Here is a 14,006-nt window from a genome sequence, read left to right on the forward strand (position 1 = left end):
ACGAACATTTTATGATGAAAGTGTGATCGCCACAGCCCGCCAGAGGTGGCAAAGGGAACAGGTCAGCTGAGCAAATGGCGTCGGGCCGAAATCAGCGGGTTAATAGCCAAAAAAACCAGATTGAATAGTAGTTTTGGCAATACCCATAAAGGGGTGAGATGGGTGCAGGGATGGGGGAGAGAAAGAGAAAGGAGGCCGCCCTGACGGGCGACCAGCACAGCCTTGGCGTGTTTCGCCGTCAGCAGATGTGGCAGGCGATCTGGTGTTGCGCCATCAATCGCGTCAGCTTTTCCGGTGGCTCCTGATCGGTAAAGAGGGCGTGGATCTGGCTGAGATTGCCCAGATTGACCATGGCATTGCGACCGAACTTGGTGTGGTCGGCGGCCAGGAACACCTGACGGGAGTGAGCGATGATGGCCTGGGCAATCTTCACCTCGTGATAGTCGAAATCGAGCAGGGAGCCGTCGTTGTCGATCCCCGAAATCCCGATGACGCCATAGTCCATGCGAAACTGACCGATAAAGTCGCGGGTCGCCTCCCCCACGATGCCGCCATCGCGGTTGCGGATCTCGCCACCGGCGATGATGACGGTGAAGTCATCCTTGGCCGTCAGAATGCTGGCCACGTTGAGGTTGTTGGTGACGATGCGCAGCTCGCGGTGATCGAGCAGAGCGCGGGCAATGGCTTCGGTGGTGGTGCCTATGTCGATAAAGAGCGATGAGCCGTCGGGAATATTGGCCGCGACCTCGCGGGCGATGCGCTCTTTCTCCTTGAGTTGCATCACTTTACGGGCGCTGTAGGCGGTATTGACGGTACTCGAATGCAGGGAGGCACCGCCATGATGGCGCCGGATCTTGTTCTGTTCGGCGAGATCGTTCAGATCCCGGCGAATGGTCTGGGGGCTGACGTCAAAGTGGGTCACCAGATCGTCGGTCGAGACAAATCCCTGCCGCGTCAGGACGTCCAGGATCTCCAGATGTCGTTGGGTTTGCTTCACGCTTGCACTCCGATGATGAGACAAAAAAAGGCCCCGGCAGATGCGGGGCCTTTTGGCAGTTTACCTGATCCCCTTTGGGATCAATAAGCTGAGGATCACGTTTTATGCCTTATGGGCAGCCGCTTTCTTGGCCGCAACGGCAATGTTCTCATGCTTGAGGGTCATCGCCAGCAGGATGATGGAGAGCACGCAGGAGACAGTCAGCACCATGAAGCCGCCATCCCAACCGAAATGGTCAACGGTATAACCCAGCATGGCGTTGGCTGCCACGGCACCGCCCAGATAACCGAACAGACCGGTGAAACCTGCCGCAGTACCAGCAGCTTTCTTCGGTGCCAGCTCAAGAGCATAGAGGCCGATCAGCATGACAGGGCCGTAGATCAGGAAGCCGATAGCCACCAGCGCCATCATGTCGATGGTCGGGTTGCCGGCCGGGTTGAACCAGTAAACCAGCACAGCCAGGGTCACCAGCACCATGAACAGGATACCGGCCGGTGCACGGCGGCCCTGGAACATCTTGTCAGAGATCCAGCCACACAGCAGGGTGCCAGGAATACCGGCCCACTCGTAGAGGAAGTAAGCCCAGGAGGAGTTGTCGACGGTGAAGTGCTTGGCCTCTTTCAGGTAGGTTGGCGCCCAGTCCAGCACACCGTAACGAATGAGGTAAACGAAAGCGTTGGCGATCGCGATGTACCACAGCAGTTTGTTGTGCAGCACGTACTTGACGAAGATCTCCTTGGCGGAGAACTCCTGCTCGTGGCTCTCGTTGTAATCCTTCGGATAGTCGTTCTTGTACTCCTCGATAGGAGGCAGACCGACCGATTGCGGGGTATCACGCATCACGAAGAAGGCGATCACCGCGATGGCGGCCGCCGCTGCCGCAGGCACATAGAAGGCACTGCGCCAGTCGTTGAACCAGCCCATCCCGAGGATAAACAGCGGGCCAATCATGCCGCCGCCCACGTTGTGCGCCACGTTCCAGACCGCAACCACTTCACCGCGCTCTTTCTGTGACCACCAGTGCACCATGGTGCGACCGCAGGGCGGCCAGCCCATGCCCTGTGCCCAACCGTTCAGGAACAACAGCACAAACATGATGGCAATGCTCGAGGTGGCCCAGTGCATGGTACCCATCATGAACATGATGGCAGCCGAGAGCAGCAGACCGGCGGAGAGGAAGTAACGGGCGTTGGAACGGTCAGAGACGTTCCCCATCAGGAACTTGGACAAACCGTAAGCGATGGAGACCCCGGAGAGCGCGAAACCGAGATCACCACGGGAGAAGCCCTGCTCGATCAGATAGGGCATCGCCAGACTGAAGTTTTTCCGTACCAGATAGTAGCCGGCGTAACCGAAGAAGATCCCGAAAAACACCTGCCAACGCATGCGTTTGTAGAAGGGGTCGACCTTGTCAGCCGGGAGCCTGTCGATGTGCGCCGCAGGCCTGAAGAGACTAAGCATGTTCTGCTTCCTTATTGTTGTTATGGGCGGTTGAGGATGCCCTGACCATTCCGACGAATCATGTGAGTCCACCGATTCGCAAGCGAGCCAATTGTGCTCATATGCGCTCATTTAATCTGTGATGCATGCTCAAATATTGCAGTTTTATTACAAATAAAAGCTCCAAATGAGAAATTGCTCAGCAAGCGCCAGCCCTTGTGTGGCAAGGGTTGCAAGCTACCCCCTAAGTGGTAAGTGGCTGTTATCAAGATGCTTTACGTCACATTTTCTTAGCAATGAGTGGGATCTTGTCCACATTTCCTATGGAGGGGGGATGGTGAAATTAGCGGGAAGGGTTATTTTCTGTCACGACCGATAACGAGCGCAAACGAGCATATCGTTTGCGCAAGACGCAAAAACAACAAGGAAACGTTTTCGGCAGCAACGGATAGACACAAAAAGATAGAACGGAACATCAAACCTCTACGGGTGGATATAAGGAATAAAAGTATGAGCATACAAAGACCCAATACCCTGCTTGGCGAGTGCATCGCCGAGTTTATCGGAACCGGCCTGCTGATATTTTTCGGTGTCGGATGTGTGGCGGCACTGGTGCTGGCAGGCGCCAACTTCGGGCAGTGGGAAATTTCCATTACCTGGGGTCTGGGCGTGGCCATCGCCATCTATGTGACCGGCGGTATTTCAGGTGCCCACCTGAACCCGGCCGTCACCCTGGCGCTGATGACCTTCTGCGGTTTCGACAAGCGCAAGGTGGTGCCCTACATCATCGCCCAGATGGCCGGTGCCTTCTGCTTCGCCGCCCTTGTCTACTTCCTTTATGGTAACCTTTTCACCCAATGGGAAGTGACCCATAACGTGGTGCGCGGCAGTGTCGAGAGCCTCGGCACCGCCGGGATCTTCTCCACCTACCCCAATGCCCTGCTGACCAACATGCAAGCTTTTGCCGTCGAGCTGGTGATCACCGCCGTCCTGATGCTGGGCATCATGGCGCTGGGTGACAACAACAACGGCGCCCCCAAGGGTTTCGCTGCCGCCCTGCTGATCGGTATCCTGATCGCGGTGATCGGTGCCTCCCTTGGCCCGTTAACCGGTTTTGCCATGAACCCGGCCCGTGACTTTGGTCCGAAACTGTTCGCGTTCTTTGCTGGCTGGGGTGATGTTGCCCTGACCGGTGGTCGTGACAACCCCTACTTCTGGGTTCCGATCCTTGGCCCCATCGTTGGCGCCCAGATTGGTACCGCTCTGTATGTCAAAGTGCTGGCTCCCTGCGTCCCGGGCAACCGTGTCGTCACCACCGAGCAAGCGACCCAAACCGCCAAAGAAGAGGCTGCCGCATAAGAGCGGCCCCCTCCAACGTATAAAAACGTGGAAAATAGAAACGTGGAGAACATCATGTCTGCTGAAAAGAAATATGTCGTCGCTCTGGACCAGGGAACCACCTCTTCCCGCGCCATCGTGTTTGATCAGGATGCCAATATTGTCGGTACCTCCCAGCGCGAATTCACCCAGCACTACCCGAAAGCGGGCTGGGTAGAGCACGACCCGATGGAGATCTGGGCGACCCAATCCTCCGTCTTTACCGAAGTGCTGGCCAAGACCGGCCTTCGCAGCGAAGAGATCGCCGCCATCGGTATCACCAACCAGCGTGAAACCACAGTGGTATGGGAAAAGGCCACCGGCAAGCCCATCTACAACGCCATCGTCTGGCAGTGCCGCCGCACCGCCGCCATCTGCGAAGAGCTGAAAGTACGCGGTCTGGAAGAGTATGTTCGCGAGAACACCGGCCTGGTGCTGGATGCCTACTTCTCCGGTACCAAGGTGAAGTGGATCCTCGACAACGTGGAAGGTGCCCGCGAGAAGGCGATGAACGGCGAGCTGCTGTTCGGCACCATCGACACCTGGCTGGTCTGGAAGATGACCAATGGCGAAGTGCACGTCACCGACCCGACCAACGCCTCCCGTACCATGCTCTACAACATCCGCGAGCTGAAGTGGGATCAGAAGATGCTGGACGAGCTGGGCATCCCCATGTCCATGCTGCCGGAAGTGAAACCCTCTTCCGAAGTGTACGGCTACACCACCCGTGGTGGCGGCTCCCGCATCCCCATCGCCGGTATCGCCGGTGACCAGCAGTCTGCCCTGTTCGGCCAGCTCTGCTTTGAAAAAGGGATGGCCAAGAACACCTACGGCACCGGCTGCTTCATGCTGATGAACACCGGCACCGAGCCGGTTCGCTCCAGCAACGGCCTGCTGACTACCGTTGCCATCGGCCCGAAAGGGGAAGTGAACTACGCGCTGGAAGGTGCGGTGTTTATGGGCGGCGCCACCATCCAGTGGCTGCGTGACGAGCTGAAGATCATTCACGATGCCCGCGATACCGACTACTTCGCCTCCAAGGTGGGTGACACCAACGGCGTTTATCTGGTACCGGCCTTCGTCGGCCTAGGCGCGCCCTACTGGGATCCCTATGCTCGCGGCACCATGGTCGGCCTGACCCGTGGCGCCAACCGCAACCACATCATCCGTGCCGCGCTGGAATCCATCGCCTATCAGAGCCGCGATGTGCTGGATGCCATGCAGCAAGACTCCGGCATCAAGCTGGCAGCGCTGAAAGTAGACGGCGGCGCCGTGGCCAACGACTTCCTGATGCAGTTCCAGGCTGACATGATGCACACCCCTGTGGTGCGTCCGACCCGCATCGAGACCACCGCCATGGGCGCCGCCTTCCTAGCGGGTCTGGCAGTCGGCTTCTGGAAGAGCTCCGACGAGCTGGAAGACAAGTTCAGCGTGGACCGCGAGTTCATCCCGCAGATGGACAGAGACGATCGCGCCAAGCGCTACAACGGCTGGAAAAAAGCGGTTGAGCGTTCACGCCGTTGGGCTGAAGAGGATTGATCGGGCTCCCGACATTCCGTTGAGATAAACACCAAGGAGGCCGACCATCACGTCGGCCTCTTTTTGTCTACCCCTTGCCGGCCCTCCCCTCCCGTTTCTCCCCCTGTTTTTATCTGGTGAATCTTGTTCTCACCAACCGTCACAACACAATTGAGTTCTCTATCTATAATCATCATCTGGGTCGCATATGCGGCCTTTCTTTATGGAGGAGAGAAATATGGAGAGGGCGATACACCGTTTTACACTGCACTCACTCTGGTCAGGGCTCGGGATCCGCACCCGGATCCTCTCCGGCGTAGCGATACTGATGGTTATCGCCATCAGTTGCATCACCCTGATCCTCGAGCAGATATCCCACACGCAGGCACAGCAGCGGGTCGAACGCTATGAGCTGCCAAGCAGTGTGGACCGCATTGCCAACCAGCTGACCGCCCAGCTGACCCAGCACCTGACCGAGGCGCAAGCGCTCGCCAGCAACAGCTTCGTCATCGACTGGCTGACCGCTGGCATGCCAGAAGCTGAGTGGCCCGAGATGGAGCGCTACTTTCAGGCTCTGCAACGACGTCTCGGCGGTAACGTCTTTATTGCCCCTCGCCAGACCAACACCTTGCTCAACTTCAGTGACGGCCCCACCGCCCAGAAAGCGCTGAGCGAGTCAGACCCGAAAGATGAGTGGTTTTACGGTTTTCTCCAGCGCAATCAACCTTACGAACTGAACCTCGACATCTCCGATTTCAACCAGCGTGCCTCCCTCTATATCAATACCGCCGTCACCCACGAGGGCAATACCCTGGCGGTGGCCGGTACCTCCATCGACATGAGCACCCTGAGCAAGCTCATCAGCAGCTATCGGATCGGCAAGAGCGGTCAGGTCTATCTGGCGGACATGGAAGGCAATATCGAGATCCACCCCGCACTGGAGCAAAAAGATGCCGCTCACCATCAACAATCCTTTCTCGATACCGTCAAACGGCTTATCCCCAAGGCTGGGGAACAGGTGGCAGTTGAGGCACTGACGCTGGAGGGAGAAACCTACCTTCTTGCTGTACGCTACATCCCCACCCTCAACCGGCTGCTGATTGGCGAGATCAACAGCGCCGAGTTGGAAGAGGGATTACATGAGTCACGCCAGCTCATCATCATGGTGTCGCTCGCCATCGGCACTCTGGCGATGCTGGCCTCCGCCTGGTTGGCTCACTCCATCAGTCGCCCGATTCGTCAGGCTGCCGATGGCATGCACCACATCACCGCCGATCGGGATCTGGCGACCCGCCTCGACTTCTCCGACGAGTCGGAGCTGGGCCAGATGGCCCAGAGCTTCAACCGGCTGATCCAGAGTCTTAACCAGAGCTTCTCCCGCTTCCAACAATCGGGGAGTGCCCTCTCCGCCCAATCCTCGCAAACCCTTCATCAGGCGCAGGCACTGGCGGGAGAAGCGTGCCAGCAGGCAAGGAGCATCCAAGAACTGACCAATGTAGTCGCTGCCATCGGCAGCAATGCCGAGCAGATCGCCAGCCGTTCCGAGGGGGTCAGCGACGTGACCCGGCGCATCGCTGACCACATGCTCAGTGTCGAACAGGATGTGATCCAGAGTGCCGATCGTCTCGATACTTTGCGCAGCAGCATCGGCACCTCGTCCGCGCTGCTTGAAGAGGTGGTCAGGGACAGCAACAACATCACCCAGATCATGAACCTCATCCGCGATGTCTCGAACCAGACCAACCTGCTGGCCCTCAATGCGGCTATCGAAGCGGCCCGTGCGGGGGATATGGGGCGGGGCTTTGCGGTGGTGGCCGACGAGGTGCGCCAACTGGCGGTGCGCACCCAGACCGCCACCAAGGATGTGCAGGATCTTATCTTGCGTCTGCAGGAGGGTACCCGGCAGGCCAGCAGCTCGATGGCAGGCTCCCACACCCTGAGCGAAGAGGGCTATAGCCGGATGAATCAGGCCAGAGAGGTGCTGGTCGATGCCACCAGCCAAATTAACCAGACAGCAAGGGAACTCAACGAAATCAGCGCGCTGGCACAAGCTCAGGATCAACAGATGGGGCAAGCCAGAGCTGCGCTTGACGAGCTCGCCATGGTGGCCGAGCATCAGCGTGAACACGCAGAGGAGAGCAATGCCGCCAGCCGCGAACTGTTCGAATTGGCCAAAGCCATCGACGAGCAGATCCGCCAATACCGGATTGGCTAGGCCCGGCGCTTCCCCCTCCTCTTCTCAATAACCAAGACGCCACCTCAGGGTGGCGTTTTCATTTTGCAAATCATTTTGCCTGCGCTCTCGAAACGGGAATGACGAGCAAGAGCACAACACATTGATTATTAACATGAAAAAATGTGGAACAGCCATTGCTTAGTGATATCAGACTCAACAGAGGGATATCGCCATGAAACCCACCACCACTCAAGCGCCCGTAGCTCACGTCGCCACTCAAAAAGAGACCCTGACCCCCCGCGAAGGCACCTTCCTGATGATGGTGGCCCAACTGGTGGTGCTCACCAGCATCGTACTGGCCGCCACCGTCGGCGGCCTCTCCTGGCAGTGGACCCTGCTGCTGGCCATTCCGCCGGTGATCGGCGGCGCCTTGCTCAGCAGGGTATGGGGCAAACTACCCCGCTAACTGCGCTTCACCTCACACACCTTCCCGAACCGGTAGCCAACTCTCAAGTCGGCCGTCTGTGTATCTGCCGCCTGGCTAATGCTGATTGACCGCAACGAAGGCGCACTTGTTCTTCAATCAGCAAACCGCAGCGACGAACCGTTCAAACAAACCGCACAAACCAACCTGCACTAAAGGGTATGGTTGCCCAGCTGCTCTTTGAGAAAATCGAGCCAGACCCGCAGCCGGATATCCCGCTGGGCATCGGAGTAGAAGACCGCATTGATGGGGCGCGAGGCGCCACTGTTGCTGCGGGCCAGCACCTCCACCAGCGCGCCGCTCTCCCGATCCGGCCCGGTCATGAAATCCGACAGACAGACGATCCCCTGCCCCGCCAGCGCCAGCTGACGCAAGGTTTCACCGCTGCTGGCACGCAGGCTGGGGGTGATGGCAAAACGATCCCCCTGCTCGGCACTTAGCAGCGGCCAGTGGTTGAGGTGATCGGGATGCAAAAAGCCGAGCAGCTCGTGACCGCTCAGCAGATCCGCCGGTTGGCGCGGGGTGCCGCGCTCGCTCAAATAAGCGGGAGAGGCCAGCAGCCGCAGCCGCGAACGGCCCAGCGGCAGCGCGCGCAGGGAGGAGTCGGTCAGCTCGCCGATGCGGATAGCCATGTCCACCCGCCGCTCCATCAGATTGATAAAGCCCTCCGAGCTGTGCAGCTGTAGCTCGATGGCGGGGTAGCGGTGGCGAAACTCGCCGATGAGCGGCACCAGCCGGTGCAGAATAAAGGGGGTAGCGGCATCGACTCTCAACACCCCTTCGGGTTGTTCCCGGCGCATCAGCAGATGCCCCTCCGCCTCGCTCATCTCGGTCAGGATCTTCACCGCCCGCTGATAGAACCAGCTCCCCTCCTCGGTCAGGCTGACACGGCGGGTGGTGCGATTGAGCAACACGGTGGAGAGCTTCTCCTCCAGCCGCTTGATGCCACGGCTCACCACCGAGTTATCCATGCCGAGGTTCTCCGCCGCTTGGCGAAAACTGCCCGCCTCCACCACCGCCACAAACAGGGTCAGTTCATCAGAATGGGTCTTCATTGCTGTTATCCGGACAAGAGTAATGAGTCTTTATAGGCGTAGCTGCTGTGGATTGGCAAGCGTGCGGTGAGGCCAGTTCTTTTTTTCTACAGAGAAAGAACGTGACCACGAGCCCACATCATGCTCGCGATTTGTCAGTACAATGCAGCCTAAAAAGCACCGTATGGCACCTTTAATTTCACAAGGATGAATAACATGACATTTGAAGAACGGCTGGCCGCCGCCCATCAGGAGCTGGCTAACAAGGGGGTATGGCATGCCAACTACAATCCCCCCTTGTTCTGGTTGTTGCGCCAACTGGGTTGGTCTGTCAAACCGCCTCAGTACGAGGGCTGGCTAACCAACTTTCTGGTATTTGGCATCGGCCTTGGCCTGATCTGGAGCATTCTGTTGTGGTTTTTCAGCTGGCAACCCATGGGGATGGATCTGCTATTTGCTCTACGTCAAACCGCCATTTTTGCGGGATTAATCGGCCTCATTATGGCGAGTGTCCTCTGGCTACGGCACAAGCAGCTTACACTGACCCCGTGGGAACAACTTGCTGAGCCCAGCGATGCTGATGATGAGGGAGACGAACTGAATGAAAGCCCATGAAAAACTGAACTATGTGGAGTTTGCTGCGCGAGATCTTGCCGCTACCAAGGCATTCTTTCAGGCCGTATTTGGCTGGCAATTTGTCGATTACGGCCCCGACTACTGCGCCTTTGCCGATGAGGGGCTGGATGGCGGCTTCTATCGGGCGGATCAGTGCAACCTGACAGATCAGGGCGGCGCCCTGCTGGTCTTCTACAGCGCAGATATTGAAGCGACCCAAGCCAAGGTGAGCCAACACGGAGGCATCATCAACCGCCCTCTTTTCGATTTTCCCGGTGGCCGTCGTTTCCACTTCGTTGAGCCCAGCGGCAATGAGTTTGCCGTCTGGGCTGAACCGGCTTGTGCGTGATGGGTTAGTGGGAGAAGCATCCACACGATGCGCCCCAACAATATCCATAATCAGCCGTGATCTCTTACAAATATCTAAAAATACTAATTAATAACTTGTTTTGTGATCTTGCCGATGCAATTCTTTGGAAACAATGAAGTATCATCGACATTCAATGCTAATGTTTGTTATTAGCATGATGCTGCTCTTGTATATATGTTTTTCATATCCATACATTGAATACCAACCATACAATATTTAAATACCGTTTTATCTGGAAGGGATTATGTCAAAAGCAATTCAAGGATTTGAATACGCAATAAAGGATGCTGAAGAGTTATTAGCCCATTTTGATAGTGTAAATGCAAACCCACCTCCACCAAACAGCGAAGTACTAAAACGAGCAGGACTTGTAATGGCACTCACTGCATGGGAAACCTATGTAGAAGATCGTGTTGTCGAAGAAATGCATAAAAAGCTTGCGATTGTTCAAGGTAGCTATCTTGGTGATTTTATATTAAAAAAACTTCATACAGATTTGAAAACATTCCACAACCCTAGCTCCGATAAAACAAAACGAATTTTTCAAGACTATTTAGGGTTTGATGTCACTGAAGGGTGGCGGTGGTCAAATTACGAGCCAGATAAAGCCAGATCAACATTGAATCAATGGATTAAGAAGCGTGGGGATGCAGCCCATCGATCAAAACCTATAAACTCAGGAATTCCATCAGCTCATTTGATTAAACGTGACGAACTTGAAAAAGTAATCAGATTTATAAAAGACTTGGTGAAGGCCACCGACAACTATGTCAATGAAAAGATAGATCAGCACCATGCTTCTGTTTTTGAGAGACAGCATCAGATATCAAGCTAAACAACTGAAAAAAAAGTGCTGTATCTTGGCTATTCCATAATAACTACGCAAGTCTATACAGCTCTAACTATCACTTGACACCGACTTTGTCGGTGTCATTTATCGGATCCCATTGCTGCTCTCCCCTCAATACTGTTTTGCAACCAGCGCCCTGTTTCCAGCAAGTCACGGCAGGCATACTGACCCTTCGTTTTTGCCAAGGAGGTTCAGATGTCATCACCCGTGATTGTGATTGCCCAGCTTGAAGCCAAACCCGAATTCGCCGCCCAGTTTCGCGCCGCCCTTGAGCCGCTGATTGCGGCCACCTTGCAAGAGGCGGGCTGCCAGCGCTATCAGCTGCATCAGGATCTGGACAATCCACACAGCTGGATGCTCTACGAGGTATGGGAGAGCGAGGCGGCCCTCACCGCCCATCAGGGCCAACCCCACTTTACCGAATTTGTCGCCAAGGCCGAGCCCTGGTTTGCCAGCAGCACCATTCGCCGCTATCAGCCGCTGGGCGCCTGACTGGCCCCTGTGCCACTTTCCACTTAGCCCATCAAGGGCCAACCACCACCCCATTGAGGAACAAGATGATCAATATGCCACCCATGGGTCTGGGCACCTTCCGCCTGAAGGGCGAGCCGCTGCTTGCCACCCTGACCAACGGTCTGGAGCTGGGCTATCGCCATATCGATACCGCCCAGATCTATGACAATGAAGCCGAGGTCGGCGCCGTGCTGACCCGCAGCACTGTTGCTCGCCACGAGATCTACCTGACCACCAAGGTGTGGACCAGTGAGTTCGGCCCGGGCAAGCTGATCCCGAGCCTTGAGGTGAGCCTGGAAAAACTGGGCACCGACTATCTGGATCTGGCGCTGATCCACTGGCCCTCCCCCAAGGATGAGGTGCCGATGGCAGTCTATCTGGAGCAGTTGGCCGAGGCCAAGGCCCGGGGCCTGACCCGGGAGATCGGGGTCTCCAACTTCACCGTGGCCCAGCTCAAACAAGCTATCGAGATTTTGGGGCCGGGGGCCATCGCCCACCAGCAAATCGAAGTTCATCCCTTGCTGCAAAACCGCAAGGTGGTCGAGTTCTGCAAAGCCAACGGTATCGCCGTCACCGCCTATATGCCGCTCGCCTATGGCAAGGTGCTGAGCGAGCCGCTGCTGATGGAGATTGGCCAGCGCCACGGGGTATCGGCTGCACAGGTGTCGCTGGCCTGGCTGCTGGCGCAGGACATGACAGTGATCCCGAGCTCCACCAAGCGGGAGAATCAGGCTGCCAATCTGGCCGCTCTCGATATCGCCTTGAGCAGCGAGGAGATGGCCGCCATCGCCACGCTGGATCGGGGCGAGCGCTGCGCCAACCCGGACTTTGCCCCGGATTGGGATTAAACGGGAAGGGAGACATGGGCTCTCTTGCTTCGACGGCGGATACCGGCAACTCTCACGAGCCTATTGCAACTGCGAACTATCCCCTCTCCCGACGGGAGAAGGTCAGAGTGAGGGGGCAAGCGACCTTCCCCTCATCCCTAACCCTTCTCCCACAAGGGGAGAAGGGTGCAAATAACGCTCAACGACATTTTTCAGCAAAATCGGGAGGTATCATGCCTCCCGCTTTTTTTGCCCTTTCATCTCACTCGTTGCTCATTCCCCCACGCACAGCAGGTTCAGCCAACCCTGTCTCCTTCCATTACCCCCGCCCCCGTTTCCTCTTTATACCCTACTCGCTCAACACGCTTTGTCTCTGCTTTCCAGTCACTTCGATCTCATCTCTCTTCCCCCCTCTTTGCGGCCACTCTTGTCTCTCCCATTCCCCTCCTACTCATCGCCATTGCTGCTTATTTGGCAAAAGTAATTTGATGTAACCATCATTTTTGCCAACAAACTGTCTCGGCATACTGGCGCCATTCTCCCGTCGGGAGTCCCTAACCAAGGAGTTGTTATGCCACTGGCGTTATTTGCCCTTACCCTGAGTGCCTTTGCGATCGGCACCACTGAATTTGTGATTGTGGGGCTTATCCCCACCATCGCCGAGCAGCTCAATGTCTCGCTCCCCTCGGCGGGCCTGCTGGTCAGCCTCTACGCCCTTGGCGTAGCCATCGGCGCCCCTGTGCTCACGGCGCTGACCGGCAAGGTGCCGCGCAAGTGGCTGCTGGTAGGGCTGATGGCGCTCTTTACCGCCGGCAACCTGCTGGCCTGGCAGGCCCCCGGTTACGAGAGCCTGATCGTGGCCCGCATCCTGACCGGATTGGCGCACGGGGTCTTCTTCTCGGTGGGTAGCACCATCGCCACGGGTCTTGTGGCCAAAGAGAAGGCGGCGAGCGCCATCGCCATCATGTTCAGCGGCCTTACCGTGGCACTGGTAACCGGCGTACCGCTCGGCACCTGGATTGGTCAGGTCTTTGGCTGGCGTGAAACCTTTCTGGTGGTGAGCCTGCTTGGCCTCGTCGCCATGGTGGGCAGCCTGCTGCTGATCCCGAGCAACCTGCCCAAGGGGGCGGCCTCGACCATCCGCGAGCAACTCTCGGTACTGACCAAGAAGCCGCTGCTGCTGGTCTACGCCAAAACCGCACTCGGTTATGGCGGCGCCTTCACGGCCTTCACCTTCCTCGCCCCCATCCTGCAGCAGGTGAGCGGCTTTAGCGCCGGTGCGGTGAGCCTGATCCTGCTGGTGTACGGGGTATCGGTTGCCGTCGGCAATATCTGGGGCGGCAAGCTGGCCGACAGGATGGGCCCATTGCCCGCACTGAAACTGCTGTTTGCCGGTCTGGCGCTGGTGCTGCTGGCCCTCACCTTCACCGCACCCCATCCGGTGCTGGCGGTGCTCACCGTGCTGGTGTGGGGCGCCTTTGCCTTCGGCAACGTGCCGGGTCTGCAGGTACTGGTGGTGAAGCAGGCCGAGCTGCACACCCCCAAGGCGGTGGATGTGGCATCGGGCCTCAATATTGCCGCCTTCAACGTCGGCATTGCGCTCGGTTCCGTAGTCGGTGGCTTGGTGGTGGAGCACCTCGGCCTGATGCACACCCCCTGGATCGGCGCCCTTATCGTGCTGCTGGCCTACGGGCTGACCCATGTCAGCGAGCGCCGCGAAGCCCTCCGGCTCGCCGCCTGTCAGGCATAAGCTGCGCCAGCAGGCGTCACGCAAGAGCGTGGCGCCTGCTGCAATCGGCGCGGCA

General features: G+C 57.4%; 13 protein-coding genes. 10 read left to right on the forward strand and 3 right to left on the reverse strand.

The window, feature by feature from the left end; genetic code table 11:
• Positions 1-238: 238 nt before the first annotated feature.
• Entirely contained in the window at positions 239-997 is a 759-nt protein-coding gene (locus G5306_RS14185) for a DeoR/GlpR family transcriptional regulator (protein WP_005347045.1), read from the reverse strand.
• A 102-nt stretch (positions 998-1,099) separates the two neighbouring features.
• Complete coding sequence (gene glpT, locus G5306_RS14190; RefSeq protein WP_005337540.1) at positions 1,100-2,458, reverse strand: glycerol-3-phosphate transporter; 1,359 nt, start codon at positions 2,456-2,458, stop codon at positions 1,100-1,102.
• A gap of 489 nt (positions 2,459-2,947) precedes the next feature.
• Between glpT and G5306_RS14195 the strand changes: the two genes are divergently transcribed.
• The 4 genes from G5306_RS14195 (at position 2,948) to G5306_RS14210 (ending at position 7,974) form a co-directional block, all read left to right on the forward strand.
• Positions 2,948-3,796, forward strand: coding sequence for an MIP/aquaporin family protein (locus tag G5306_RS14195; RefSeq protein WP_005350866.1), 849 nt, complete (start codon positions 2,948-2,950; stop codon positions 3,794-3,796).
• A gap of 54 nt (positions 3,797-3,850) precedes the next feature.
• The gene (gene glpK, locus G5306_RS14200; RefSeq protein WP_421313034.1) at positions 3,851-5,353 is read left to right on the forward strand and encodes a glycerol kinase GlpK; all 1,503 of its coding nucleotides are present in this window, start codon (positions 3,851-3,853) and stop codon (positions 5,351-5,353) included.
• A gap of 217 nt (positions 5,354-5,570) precedes the next feature.
• On the forward strand, positions 5,571-7,547 hold the full coding sequence (locus tag G5306_RS14205) for a methyl-accepting chemotaxis protein (RefSeq protein WP_421313035.1): 1,977 nt from the start codon (positions 5,571-5,573) through the stop codon (positions 7,545-7,547).
• 193 nt (positions 7,548-7,740) lie between these two features.
• Positions 7,741-7,974, forward strand: a complete 234-nt coding sequence (locus tag G5306_RS14210; RefSeq protein WP_421249557.1) for a hypothetical protein — start codon at positions 7,741-7,743, stop codon at positions 7,972-7,974.
• 170 nt (positions 7,975-8,144) lie between these two features.
• Here the strand turns inward: G5306_RS14210 and G5306_RS14215 are convergent, their stop codons facing one another.
• Positions 8,145-9,047, reverse strand: a complete 903-nt coding sequence (locus G5306_RS14215) for a LysR substrate-binding domain-containing protein (protein WP_421313036.1) — start codon at positions 9,045-9,047, stop codon at positions 8,145-8,147.
• Between the two features lie 195 nt (positions 9,048-9,242).
• On the opposite strand from G5306_RS14215, the gene G5306_RS14220 reads away from it, so the two are divergent.
• The 6 genes from G5306_RS14220 to G5306_RS14245 all read left to right on the forward strand — a co-directional run bounded on the left by G5306_RS14220 (position 9,243) and on the right by G5306_RS14245 (position 13,951).
• Positions 9,243-9,641 (forward strand): DUF6404 family protein, encoded by a 399-nt coding sequence (locus tag G5306_RS14220; RefSeq protein ID WP_421313037.1) that lies wholly within the window; start codon positions 9,243-9,245, stop codon positions 9,639-9,641.
• Entirely contained in the window at positions 9,628-9,990 is a 363-nt protein-coding gene (locus G5306_RS14225) for a VOC family protein (protein ID WP_227342406.1), read from the forward strand. Before G5306_RS14220 ends, G5306_RS14225 begins: the two co-directional genes overlap by 14 nt.
• A gap of 265 nt (positions 9,991-10,255) precedes the next feature.
• Positions 10,256-10,846 (forward strand): HEPN domain-containing protein, encoded by a 591-nt coding sequence (locus G5306_RS14230; protein ID WP_082044030.1) that lies wholly within the window; start codon positions 10,256-10,258, stop codon positions 10,844-10,846.
• A gap of 210 nt (positions 10,847-11,056) precedes the next feature.
• Positions 11,057-11,353, forward strand: a complete 297-nt coding sequence (locus G5306_RS14235) for a putative quinol monooxygenase (RefSeq protein ID WP_064336428.1) — start codon at positions 11,057-11,059, stop codon at positions 11,351-11,353.
• 65 nt (positions 11,354-11,418) lie between these two features.
• Complete coding sequence (dkgB, locus tag G5306_RS14240; protein ID WP_421313038.1) at positions 11,419-12,222, forward strand: 2,5-didehydrogluconate reductase DkgB; 804 nt, start codon at positions 11,419-11,421, stop codon at positions 12,220-12,222.
• 550 nt (positions 12,223-12,772) lie between these two features.
• Positions 12,773-13,951 carry an MFS transporter gene (locus G5306_RS14245; RefSeq protein WP_319919893.1) on the forward strand — a complete coding sequence of 393 codons (1,179 nt, stop codon included), beginning with the start codon at positions 12,773-12,775 and terminating at the stop codon, positions 13,949-13,951.
• Positions 13,952-14,006: the final 55 nt, after the last annotated feature.

This window comes from Aeromonas sp. 603404 (genome assembly GCF_049171775.1).
GTDB lineage: Bacteria > Pseudomonadota > Gammaproteobacteria > Enterobacterales > Aeromonadaceae > Aeromonas > Aeromonas veronii_A.

Bases quoted from the DNA above. Each gene is read 5' to 3' on its own strand.
- G5306_RS14220 (WP_421313037.1), top strand. From the start codon at position 9,243: ATGACATTTGAAGAACGGCTGGCCGCCGCCCATCAGGAGCTGGCTAAC.
- G5306_RS14205 (WP_421313035.1), top strand. From the start codon at position 5,571: ATGGAGAGGGCGATACACCGTTTTACACTGCACTCACTCTGGTCAGGG.
- G5306_RS14245 (WP_319919893.1), top strand. From the start codon at position 12,773: ATGCCACTGGCGTTATTTGCCCTTACCCTGAGTGCCTTTGCGATCGGC.
- G5306_RS14210 (WP_421249557.1), top strand. From the start codon at position 7,741: ATGAAACCCACCACCACTCAAGCGCCCGTAGCTCACGTCGCCACTCAA.
- G5306_RS14230 (WP_082044030.1), top strand. From the start codon at position 10,256: ATGTCAAAAGCAATTCAAGGATTTGAATACGCAATAAAGGATGCTGAA.
- G5306_RS14195 (WP_005350866.1), top strand. From the start codon at position 2,948: ATGAGCATACAAAGACCCAATACCCTGCTTGGCGAGTGCATCGCCGAG.
- dkgB (WP_421313038.1), top strand. From the start codon at position 11,419: ATGATCAATATGCCACCCATGGGTCTGGGCACCTTCCGCCTGAAGGGC.
- G5306_RS14225 (WP_227342406.1), top strand. From the start codon at position 9,628: ATGAAAGCCCATGAAAAACTGAACTATGTGGAGTTTGCTGCGCGAGAT.
- G5306_RS14235 (WP_064336428.1), top strand. From the start codon at position 11,057: ATGTCATCACCCGTGATTGTGATTGCCCAGCTTGAAGCCAAACCCGAA.
- G5306_RS14215 (WP_421313036.1), bottom strand. From the start codon at position 9,047: ATGAAGACCCATTCTGATGAACTGACCCTGTTTGTGGCGGTGGTGGAG.
- glpT (WP_005337540.1), bottom strand. From the start codon at position 2,458: ATGCTTAGTCTCTTCAGGCCTGCGGCGCACATCGACAGGCTCCCGGCT.
- glpK (WP_421313034.1), top strand. From the start codon at position 3,851: ATGTCTGCTGAAAAGAAATATGTCGTCGCTCTGGACCAGGGAACCACC.